The organism is Deltaproteobacteria bacterium, assembly GCA_016218975.1.
Classification (GTDB): domain Bacteria; phylum Desulfobacterota; class Deferrimicrobia; order Deferrimicrobiales; family Deferrimicrobiaceae; genus JAENIX01.
Window position 1 is genome coordinate 1 of sequence record JACRCO010000085.1, and the last position, 8,315, is coordinate 8,315.

At 61.6% G+C, this 8,315-nt stretch carries 8 protein-coding genes; all 8 read left to right on the forward strand.

The annotated features are described in order from the left end of the window. Window positions 1–373 precede the first annotated feature (373 nt). A complete protein-coding gene (locus tag HY896_12515; GenBank protein ID MBI5577169.1) occupies window positions 374–1,231 on the forward strand; it encodes a phosphoribosylaminoimidazolesuccinocarboxamide synthase in 858 nt (285 codons plus the stop codon). 103 nt (window positions 1,232–1,334) lie between these two features. Then, a complete protein-coding gene (locus tag HY896_12520) occupies window positions 1,335–2,780 on the forward strand; it encodes an acetyl-CoA carboxylase biotin carboxylase subunit (GenBank protein ID MBI5577170.1) in 1,446 nt (481 codons plus the stop codon). Between the two features lie 26 nt (window positions 2,781–2,806). Beyond that, complete coding sequence (locus HY896_12525) at window positions 2,807–4,834, forward strand: biotin attachment protein (GenBank protein ID MBI5577171.1); 2,028 nt, start codon at window positions 2,807–2,809, stop codon at window positions 4,832–4,834. Between the two features lie 32 nt (window positions 4,835–4,866). Beyond that, window positions 4,867–6,138 (forward strand): NAD(P)/FAD-dependent oxidoreductase, encoded by a 1,272-nt coding sequence (locus tag HY896_12530; GenBank protein ID MBI5577172.1) that lies wholly within the window; start codon window positions 4,867–4,869, stop codon window positions 6,136–6,138. Beyond that, window positions 6,135–6,575, forward strand: a complete 441-nt coding sequence (locus tag HY896_12535; protein ID MBI5577173.1) for a GNAT family N-acetyltransferase — start codon at window positions 6,135–6,137, stop codon at window positions 6,573–6,575. The genes HY896_12530 and HY896_12535 overlap by 4 nt, the downstream gene beginning before the upstream one ends. Before the next feature lie 10 nt (window positions 6,576–6,585). Then, window positions 6,586–7,371, forward strand: coding sequence for a hypothetical protein (locus HY896_12540; GenBank protein MBI5577174.1), 786 nt, complete (start codon window positions 6,586–6,588; stop codon window positions 7,369–7,371). Next, entirely contained in the window at window positions 7,362–7,940 is a 579-nt protein-coding gene (locus HY896_12545) for a CoA pyrophosphatase (protein MBI5577175.1), read from the forward strand. The genes HY896_12540 and HY896_12545 overlap by 10 nt, the downstream gene beginning before the upstream one ends. Window positions 7,941–8,048: 108 nt before the next feature. Further along, window positions 8,049–8,315: homoserine O-acetyltransferase (metX, locus tag HY896_12550; protein MBI5577176.1), on the forward strand; the 267-nt coding region annotated here is incomplete at its 3' end.

The window sequence follows — 8,315 nt, forward strand, 5'->3', positions numbered from 1 at the left end:
ACTTAAAAACCGGGACGCAAAAACAGGTAAAAACTCAAAAACAGGGACGTTCTTAAAAACTCAAAAATAGTCAAAAACAGGGACGAGTCAAAAACAGGGACGTTCTTAAAAACTCGGGTGACACATCGACTGCCGTCTTTGGTTCGAGTTTTTAAGAACGTCCCTGTTTTTGACTCGTCCCTGTTTTTGACTATTTTTGAGTTTTTAAGAACGTCCCTGTTTTTGAGTTTTTACCTGTTTTTGCGTCCCGGTTTTTAGTCGTGCCTGCCTCCTGTACGGTTTCCTCCGGATGTAATAAAATTCGATCTTTAATCCCCGAACCGGAGGACCTCACGTGACAGCCCAGGCGGTGGTGGAGACGAATCTTTCCGGGATGAAATTCCTCGGGCGCGGCAAGGTGCGCGACATCTATGAAGTGGACGGCAAGCTCCTGCTGGTGGCTTCAGACCGGCTTTCCGCGTTCGACGTTGTGATGCCGGACGGGATCCCCGGGAAAGGGCAGGTCCTCAACCGGATTTCGGCGTTCTGGTTCACGAAGCTTTCGGGGATAGTCCCGAACCACATGATCTCCATCGAAGTGAACGAGTTTCCGGCGGCGGCGCGCGCGCACGCGGAGACGCTGCGGGGCCGGTCGATGCTCTGCCGGAAAGCCCAGCCGCTTCCGATCGAATGCGTCGTCCGCGGATACCTGTCCGGCTCGGGCTGGGCGGAGTACAAGGAGCACGGGGAGATTTGCGGCATCGTCCTGCCGAAAGGACTCGTGGAGTCCTCCCGCCTCCCGGAGCCGATATTCACTCCGGCGACGAAGGAGGAGAAAGGGAAGCACGACGAGAACATCTCCTTCGACCGCATGGCGGGAATCCTCGGGAAGGAGATGGCGTCCAGGGTGCGCGATACCGCGATCGCCCTCTACAAGGCCGCGGCCGAATTCGCGCTGGGGCGGGGGATCATCATCGCCGACACGAAATTCGAGTTCGGCACGGCGGACGGGAAGCTGCTCCTGATCGACGAGGCGCTTACGCCGGATTCCTCGCGTTTCTGGCCCGCCGCGGACTATCGGGAGGGAGGCCCGCAGAAAAGTTTCGACAAGCAATTCGTCCGCGATTACCTTTTGACCCTTCCGTGGAACAAGACCGCGCCGGGACCGAAACTGCCGCCCGACGTGATCGGGAAGACGTCGCAGAAGTACCGCGAGGCCCTGCGCATCCTGACCGGAACGGACGTTTCTTAGGGACGGTCCTGAGCGAGGACTTTCTCTGTAGCACATATGAAACTGGTTATTCAGCAGGCATGATCGGGCGGAAAGGAGAAGTCAGGACCGTCCCTGTTCTTCTATGAAAAGTAAGCCGTTCGGAAAGATCTTCATCGCCAACCGCGGCGAAATCGCCTGCCGCGCCATACGTCCGTGCCGCGAGCTGGGGGTCCGTGCCGTAGTGGGGTATTCCGACTGCGACGAGCTCTCCCTGCACGTGAAGCTGGCCGACGAATCGGTGCGCCTGGGGCCTTCCCCGGCCAGCATGAGCTACCTCGACATCGAGGCGGTGCTGCGCGCCGCGAAGGACTCGGAGTGCGACGCAATATTTCCCGGATACGGGTTTCTCGCCGAAAATCCCGATTTCGTCGAGGCGGTCGAGCGGGAAGGAATGGTCTTCATCGGCCCCTCCGCGCGAGTGATGCGGATACTGGGCGACAAGATCGCAGCCCGCAAGGCGCTCACCGCTTCGGGAGTCCCCGTGACGCCCGGCCTGAACGACGTCGAGGACGCGGAGCAGATCATCAAGTTCGGGGATCGCGTGGGGTGGCCGGTCATCATAAAGGCGACCGCGGGCGGGGGCGGAAAGGGGATGCAGAAGGTCTCCTCCCCGTATGAAGTGGAGGAAAAGCTCGAAGCTGCGCGGTCCGTCGCCGAGAAGGCTTTCGGGAAAGGGGCGGTCTACGTCGAGAAGTTCATCACCGGCGGCCGTCACATCGAGTTCCAGTTCCTCGCGGACAGGTACGGGCGGGTCATCCACCTGGGCGAGCGCGAATGTTCAATCCAGCGTCATCACCAGAAACTCGTGGAGGAGGCCCCAAGCTCGCTTCTTACGCCGGAGGTCCGGAAGAAAATGGGCGACGTTGTCGTCCGCGCCATGAAGGACATCGGGTACGAGACCGCGGGAACGCTCGAGTTCCTCGTCGACCGGGACGGGAAGTTCTATGCCCTGGAGGTCAACACGCGGATACAGGTCGAACACACCGTGACCGAGATGATCAGCGGCTTCGACATCATCCGGAAGATGTTCAAGATAGCGGCGGGGGAGCGGCTGTCGCTGGCGCAGGAAGAAGTGAAGATGCGCGGGCACGCCATCCAGTGCCGGATCAACGCGGAAGATCCGAAAAACGGTTTCGCCCCCTCCTTCGGACGGATCTCTTTCTTGAGGCAGATCAGCGGACCGTTCGTGCGCACGGAGTCGGGAATCTACCAGGGGTGGCAGGTCCCGCCGTTCTACGATTCGCTGCTGGCGAAGATCTGTTCCGTCGGGAAGGACCGGAAGACGGCCATAGAGCGGATGCGCAGGGCCTTGCGTGAGTACGAAATCTGGGGGGTGAAAACGACGATCCCGCTGCTGCGGCGGATCATGGACCATCCCGACTTCGTAAAGGGCGAGATCCACACAGGGTTCATCGAGGAGAACATCGCAGGCCTCACCGAATACGTGGAGGTCGAGGAGGAGATCTTCAAGGTGGCGAAGTTCGTGGCGGAGGTGTCCGCCTTCGGGCGGAACATCCACGGCGCATGACGGACAGGGTTATCCACGGGGGGGGGATGCGGGCGAGCCTCGCGAAAAAGGGGGCGAAGAAATTCCTCAAGGCCCTGCGTGAGGGAAAGGAGATCCTCTATACCAACACAGGCCCCCGCGACACCGGCCAGAGCGATTACAAGAACCGGTTCACCCTCTACGACCTGTCACGCCTCGTACCGCTTTACAACGCTTCGGGATACTTTTCCGTCGAGATGCACGGCGGCGCCCGCCTGCACCAGGACCTGCTGAACAACAAGATCCAGCCGTTCGAGGAAGCGCGCATGTGGGCGGAGGGGATGCCCGACGTCCTGACGCAGACGCTCATCCGGTCCACCAACGTCTGGGGATACAGGATGTACCCGCGCAACGTCGTCCGTCTTGCCGTCAGGGCGTTCCTTCCCACTATCGACGTGTGGCGCTGTTTCGACTTCCTGAATTACATCCAGAACATGGCGCCGGTCGCGGAGGAGGTGCTTTCCGGCGGAAAGATCTTCGAGCCTGCGATCTCCTTCACGGAATCTCCCGAGTGCTCCGACGCCTACTACCTTCGTGTGGTAAAGGAGATCGTCTCGATGTGCGGGGGAACCGGCGGCATCATCCTCTGCATCAAGGACATGGCGGGTGTGGGCAGCCCGGCGCGAATCGGCAGGCTCGTGGACGCCATCCTCCAGAGACATCCGGACCTCGTGCTCCAGTACCACCGGCATGCGACCGACGGGCTTGCCATCCCGGCGCTGGCAGCGGCTGCGGGAGCGGGCGCGCAGCTATTCGACGTGACCGACGACGCCTTCTCGCGGTTCTACGGGCACGTGCCGGTCCGGCCGCTCACGCGGTACCTGCGGGAGCTGGACTTCCCGGTCCGCCTGGACATGGCCCGCGCGGGTGAAGCATCCGACATCGTCCGGGGGTTCATCCGCAACTACGAAAGGTTCGAGTCGCAGTACAAGGGCTTTTCGCACGACGTGACCGACCACCGGATGCCCGGCGGCGCCTTCCCCTCCTCCTTCGAACAGGCGGAGAAGGGCGGCTTCCTGGAACTGATGCCCGACATCCTGAAAGGCATGGCTTACGGGAACCGGATCATCAAGTACTTCGACGTGACGCCGGGCTCCCAGATCACCTGGACCACGTGGGCGGGGATCGTCCAGCGGTTCCACAAGGAAGGCGGGGACCAGAGCGTTCGAAGGCTGTTCCACGTCCTCGACCGGTATTTCCAGTCCGGAGAGCGGCTGGAGGCCCTGTCGCAGGCGGACGAGAACGTTCTCCTCCGGCTCTATTCGGGAGCGACCGACGACCTGAAGAACCTGCTCCTCGGAAGGTACGGACCGCTTCCTTTCGGCTGGCCGAAGGACTGGGTTTACCGAAGCGCGTTCGGCGAAGGCTGGGAAGAGCGGGTCAAAAAAGAGCGGATCGAATCGTCGCCCCTCGGCAAGCTTGCCGACGACAATCTCGAAAAATCCAGGGCGGCGATGGAAGATGAACTGGGCCGGCCTCCCACGGACGAGGAGTTCGTCCTTTACCTCATGCACCCGAAAGCGGCGTTGGATTTCGTACGGTTTCGGCAGACGTACGGGGACACCACCATCCTGCCCACCTCGGTGTGGCTGCGGGGGCTTAAGCGTCCCGGCGATTCCCTCTCGGTAACGCTGGGAAGCAAACCGCACCAGATCAAGCTCGTTTCGATCGGCGAAGGGGTGGGCGGCGTCAAGCAGGTCGTTCTCTCGGTCGACAACATCATGCACGTCTTCCCCGTCGAGCTTCCCGAGGCGGCGCTGGCGAGGAAGGCGGTGCGCAAGGCCTCCCCGTCCGTCAAGGGGGAGCTCGGCGCGCCGGTGACGGGCACGGTCTGGCGGATCGGCACCAAGGACCGCCAGCTAAAGGCGGGCGACAGGGTGAAACGCGGCGAAGAGGTCATGAACATCGAAGTGATGAAGACGGAAAACGCGGTTAAGTCTCCGATCGCGGGCGTCATCCGCGAAATCTGCATCCATGTCAACGAAGGAGTCGAGGAGGGCCAGCTCCTTGCCGTCATCGCGCCGGATGGGGATTGACGCCGGCTTCGGGCAGGGCGCCGGGAGGAAGATTGGCCGGCGCTGAGGGGATCCGCGGAAAGACGGTCGCGATCGTGGGAGGCGGCCCCGGGGGATCGGCGACCGCCATACGCCTCATACGCCTTTCCAGGGAAAGAGACCTCGGGATCCGCGTCGTCCTCTTCGAAGGCAAGGATTTCGAGCGGCACTACAACCAGTGCGTCGGCGTCCTTTCGCCTCCCGCGGAGGAAATCCTCAGGGGAGGCCTCGGAGTCGAACTCCCTTACGAGATCTTCAAGCGCCAGATCTACGGATATCGCCTGCACGCCGGCGGGAAGGAGATCCTTCTCGTGGGCCCCCCTCGCAGCGGCGCCACCTACACCGTCCGACGCGTGATGTTCGACAGGTTCCTGCTATCCTGCGCCGAGCAGGAGGGTGTGGAAGTCCACCAAAGCAGGGTGACGGGGATCGATTTCCCGAAGGGTGAGCGGAAGCGGGTTTTCCTTTACACGGAAGGCGGAATGGTGAAGGCGGACGCCGTGGTCGGGGCATTCGGACTCGACGACGGCATGATCGACATCTTCGAAGACGCCACAGGAGGCAGGTACAGGCGGCCGGGGAAATTCATCAATACCTATGTGGCCAAGATCCACGCGGAGCCGTCCTTCATCGAGAAAAAACTGGGAAGCATCATCTACGCATACCTGTTTCCTCCCGGGATGCCCAACCTCGAATTCGGGGCGATCACTCCGAAGGGGGACCATATCATCGTCAACGTGGCGGGCACCGATGCGGCCGTCGAGGATATCTTCGGCTTCCTTTCCCTTGACATCGTCCGCGAGCATCTTCCGCCCTTTTCCCTCGACGAACAGGAAGTGTTCCGCGGGAAGTTTCCCGGGGCTCCCGCGGAAGGGGCGGTGGGAGACTCATATCTCACGGTCGGGGACGCCACGGGATGGCTTCGCCCCTTCAAGGGGAAGGGGATCAACATGGCGATGGAGACGGGGATAATGGCGGCCGAGACGCTCGTGGAACACGGGATTTCCCGTTCGTCCTTCCGCCGCTACGAGGAAGTGACGGCGCCTCTCCGCGAGGATTACACATACGGGACGTGGATGCGGAACCTCTGCCGGCTCGGGGAGACCGCGGGAACTCTCGGCACGGTGTTGTCGATGGCCAAGGTCGACCAGGGGATCCACGACGCCCTCTTCAACGCTGTGTCGGGGCACGATTCGTTCAAAAACATTTTCAGAGGGTATGCAAGGCCCGCGGTGCTTGCCGACGTGGTCCGGAATTACCTGCGAGACCGGAGGAAGAGACGATGAACGTGACGGTGCGGCGGATGAGCCCGCAGGATACGGAATCGATCCTCAAGATCAACGAAAAGATCACAGGGCGGCCGCACGAGGCGCAATGGGAATCACGGATCATCGATCTGCTCGCGCGCAACCCGCTCGGGTGCCTTGTCGCGGAGTCGGAAGGGACGGTCGTCGGATTCGTCCTCGGGGACATCCGCGGGTGGGAATTCGCCATCCCGAAAAGCGGGTGGATCGAGATCGTGGGCGTGGACCCGGACTGCCAGGGGAAAGGGGTCGCACGCGCCCTTATAGAGAAACTCGGGATATACTTCCGGAATCACAATGTGGAACAAGTGCTGACGATGGTGAACTGGAACGACGCCGGTCTCGTGGGTTTCTTCCGGGCATTGGGTTTCGAACGATCCGAATTCATCGTGCTGGAAAAGAGAGCCGTGCAACCGTGAGCGGAATTCCATGCGGCGCATTTCTTCCCTGATCCTCGCTTCGTCTTTTTCGCTCTGCGCGTGCCTTTCCGTGGCCGATGCGGCCGAGCCGCTCCGGGAGAACGTGCAGGAGGCGGTATTCGACATGGACGTAGCATCGCCCGTCTGCGGCGTATACCGCGACGGCAAGTGGTTCCGCCCTCTCGATCCCGAGGAATCCGGCAGGCCTGAAGCGATAGCGCGCGCAAGGTCTGAAGGCGAGGAATACCTGCGGCGGCAGGCATTGAAGCTCGCCCTTTCCCGGTTGGGATATTCCCTGGATTCGCAGGACCGGCCTCCATCCTGTTCCGTTCCGTACGGCATGGAAATACGTACACCTCGATACGGGAAGGACTCCATCGACCTGCTGATGGAGCGGCTCAACTTCCCCCGCCTGCTGGAGGTGGTTTCACAGGAAACCGCGGTGAGAAACCGCGACCTGCTCCTGTATCGCCGGATACGCATCCGGCTCGACGTCCTCAAGGAGCAACTCGACACGGAAGGCTATGCGCTCGCGAAGAGCTCCCTGCTGATACGGTTCGTTCGCGGGACGAACCTCGACGAGAGGACTTTCATCGAGGCGGTCCGTACGAGGTACCCGTACCTATCCCGGATCGAACGCCAGGGGTCGCAAAAAGAAAGGCCGGAATACCTGATCCTGTCTCACGCGACGACGGAAAAGGCTGTCGAGAAGCTCCGCGGCATCGATGCGGGCCCCATGAAATTCTCGATCGAGCTCATGGCGGGGGACGTCGCCGAGGTGGCGCTGTGGCGATAGAGAACGGGTTTTTCGCCCGCCTGCAGGGGCTGTTGAAGCCCTCGACGATGCGGATCGCGACTCCCGAGGGATTGCGGTCCGCTGGGGTGCTCGTACCGCTGCGCGCGAACGGAGAGGAAGTGACGGTGGTGCTCGCGCGCCGGACGGAACGGGTGCCGCACCACAAGGGGCAGATCTGCTTTCCCGGAGGGAGCAGGGACCCAGAGGACCCGGACCTGCTGGAAACCGCCCTTCGCGAGGCCAGGGAAGAGCTGGGAATCCAGCGCCGCGACGTGGAAGTCCTGGGTTCGATGGACCCGGTGCTCACTGTGACCGGTTTTTGCATCCAGCCGTTCGTATCAAGGTTATCTTCCGGCGCCGCGTTCCGGCTGGACGATTTCGAGATGGCCGAGGTTTTCGAGGCCCCGCTCGATATCTTCGGGCAGCTCGAACGATACCGCTACGCGGAGTCGATATCGCGGGGAGAACCGCACCGGGTCTACTTCTTCGACTACGGTCAGCACACGATCTGGGGGGCCACGGCGATCATCCTGCGCAGGCTGGCGAAGCTTGCTAACGGAGCCCGCTGACCGCCTTCTCCGTGTCCCGTAACAAATCCCCTGTTGAATGCGGCATTTTCTCCGGTTAGGATAAAAAGTTACATCCGGATCATCTCACCCCGGAAAGAAGGGAAGGGGATGCCCCACAGGAAAGAAACCGGCCCGGCCGGGCTGGTCAAAAAGAAGTTCTACATCTTTTGCGAGCCGCCGCACGAGATGGCGCTTGAGGGCGGGGGCCGGCTCGGTCCCGTCACTCTCGCGTATGAAACCTACGGCAAGCTGAACAAGGACAAGACGAACGCCATCCTCATCCTGCATGCGCTGTCGGGGGACTCCCACGCGGCGGGGAAATATTCCGCCGAGGACAAGCACGCTGGATGGTGGGACAACACCATCGGCCCGGGG

What these genes read in the sequence shown, in the direction of transcription:
- HY896_12535 (MBI5577173.1), top strand. Translation starts at nt 6,135, where the DNA reads ATGAACGTGACGGTGCGGCGGATGAGCCCGCAGGATACGGAATCGATC.
- HY896_12520 (MBI5577170.1), top strand. Translation starts at nt 1,335, where the DNA reads ATGAAAAGTAAGCCGTTCGGAAAGATCTTCATCGCCAACCGCGGCGAA.
- HY896_12515 (MBI5577169.1), top strand. Translation starts at nt 374, where the DNA reads ATGAAATTCCTCGGGCGCGGCAAGGTGCGCGACATCTATGAAGTGGAC.
- HY896_12525 (MBI5577171.1), top strand. Translation starts at nt 2,807, where the DNA reads ATGCGGGCGAGCCTCGCGAAAAAGGGGGCGAAGAAATTCCTCAAGGCC.
- HY896_12540 (MBI5577174.1), top strand. Translation starts at nt 6,586, where the DNA reads ATGCGGCGCATTTCTTCCCTGATCCTCGCTTCGTCTTTTTCGCTCTGC.